Here is a 2,066-nt window from a genome sequence, read left to right on the forward strand (position 1 = left end):
GAGTTCACGGGCTGCGGCAGTAACACCGATGCGTTCAGCAAGCTTCAGGGCTTCACTGCGAAATTCAGGCGAATGCTGTTTACGGGGTTTTTTACTGGTTGATACTGTTTTTGTCATGTGAGTCACCTCTGACTGAGAGTTTACTCACTTAGCCGCGTGTCCACTATTGCTGGGTAAGATCACCTCAGGACTCTGTAGCGAGTGCAATCATCAACAGATGTGTACTGATATAAGCCGGGGCCAATTTTACAGGTATCCATCTGAACCCGATCACCGGGAACAGGACGTTCGTAGCGAATGAAATCAGCTTTACGCCGAAATTTAACAACAGGTTTAACCTGATTCTGGCAAAGGACTTTGTGGATTGTTGCTATTGCCAGTGAGATTGAATGAAGTCGTTTTAACTCGCTTTGAATACGTCTTGCACCCAGATTTCGCTGAGAACGTAACTCCAGAATCAGAGCGACTTCGCGAGTGCCTGTTTTCGTTGATCGTGAACGCTTGAGGCGACGGCTGTGGCTTTCCAGACCAGCAATGCCCTGAGCCAGATATCTGCGCCACCATTTACGCAATGTGGGCCGAGAAATGCCACAGCGACGGCATACAAATCCCGCATAACCGGACGTTTCATAGAGTTTTACCCACTGTAGCCGCTGCTGAATTTCCCTGTACATCGTGAGGTATTATAGTGAAACGATGTCTATGAATCACACAGTTAACGCATTTTCATGCACACATACATAAGGCTATGACGTCGCTTTGGGCATGACGGTGATACAATTTTCTCTACTCCTCCCTCTCTTGTCAGTTGATTGAGCATGACTGCAATATCTCTTGGCGTCGTTAAGAACCCAGGCCTTGAATTTTTATATACATAACGTCGACTGGCACTTGAAGCACCTTCAGTAAGTACTCTGCCAACAATATCCGCACAGTTTTTTCCGATCATACGGTAATGAGGATTATTTTTTGTTTTTATCAACATCCATGCATCGCGCATTTTGTCCAGATTAAAGCAATCATCATGTAAATGATAGGTTACATGAGGGGGGCCGTTTTCAAGCTGAAGATCATATTCTTTAGGTATAAGGATGTAGGGAGCCTGCTTAATCTCATTGTTATGAATAAAAGAACTGTTTAGTACACTATTTCGTCCAAAGAATTTTGCCTTACCATCCGGCCACCAACTGACATAGTATTCAGGAGAATTGTTATTACCTATCTGTAATGAGCAATGCCCAACATTTTCATTCTTTGGATACCAAATATAAACACTTCCACTTATACCATTCATGATAAAAATTGACCCTGTAAATGATTCTGTGTAACTGTCACCGTATTAAAGGTGATCGCTCAGGCGGTCACCGAACTCGATAATAAAACGACTCATTGCCAGCCGCCAGTTCTGGATCGGCATACGCCATTTTTTCGACGCATCCTTGATCGCCAGATACACTACCTTACGCACCGAGTCATCTGTCGGGAACACTTTGCGTTTCTTTATCGCCGCACGGATCACGCTGTTCAGCGATTCTATCGTGTTCGTGGTGTAGATAGCCTTACGGATATCCGCCGGGTAGCCGAAGAAGGTATTCAGGTTTTCCCAGTGTGCACGCCAGCTTTTGCTGATTTGCGGATATTTATCGTCCCATTCTCCCGCGAACGCATCCAGCGCCATCAGCGCCGCCTCTTCGGTCGGGGCCTGATAAACTGCTTTTAACCCGCTGGTGACGGCTTTATAGTCCTTCCAGGACACGTATTTCAGGCTGTTACGCACCATATGGATGATGCACAGCTGGATGTGAGTCTGCGTGTAGACGCTGTTTATCGCCTCCGGGAAGCCCTTCAGACCGTCCACGCAGGCAATCAGAATGTCCTGAAGACCGCGATTTTTAAGCTCTGTCAGCACACTCAGCCAGAACTTTGCGCCTTCATTTTCGGCCAGCCACATACCCAGTAATTCTTTCTGGCCTTCGGTGTTGATACCCAACGCCAGGAAGACAGCTTTGTTGATTACGCTGCCATTCTGACGGACTTTGACGACAATGCAGTCCATATAAACAATG

2 protein-coding genes and 2 pseudogenes are annotated in these 2,066 nt (G+C 46.4%); all 4 read right to left on the reverse strand.

Going from position 1 to position 2,066, the window contains the following annotated elements; genetic code table 11:
• Positions 1–117, reverse strand: a pseudogene (locus tag A7090_RS23125) (IS3 family transposase); the annotation flags it as partial.
• A gap of 65 nt (positions 118–182) precedes the next feature.
• Positions 183–674: pseudogene (locus tag A7090_RS23130) on the reverse strand (helix-turn-helix domain-containing protein); the annotation flags it as partial.
• 41 nt (positions 675–715) lie between these two features.
• Complete coding sequence (locus A7090_RS23135) at positions 716–1,294, reverse strand: hypothetical protein (RefSeq protein WP_105275675.1); 579 nt, start codon at positions 1,292–1,294, stop codon at positions 716–718.
• Between the two features lie 45 nt (positions 1,295–1,339).
• Positions 1,340–2,066 (reverse strand): IS256 family transposase (locus A7090_RS23140; RefSeq protein WP_123056984.1); only part of this gene is annotated, 727 nt, incomplete at its 5' end.

It is taken from the genome of Escherichia sp. MOD1-EC7003 (assembly GCF_002965065.1).
Lineage (GTDB): Bacteria > Pseudomonadota > Gammaproteobacteria > Enterobacterales > Enterobacteriaceae > Escherichia.

Coding starts and splice junctions, on each gene's coding strand:
- A7090_RS23135 (WP_105275675.1), bottom strand. CDS start 1,294: ATGAATGGTATAAGTGGAAGTGTTTATATTTGGTATCCAAAGAATGAA.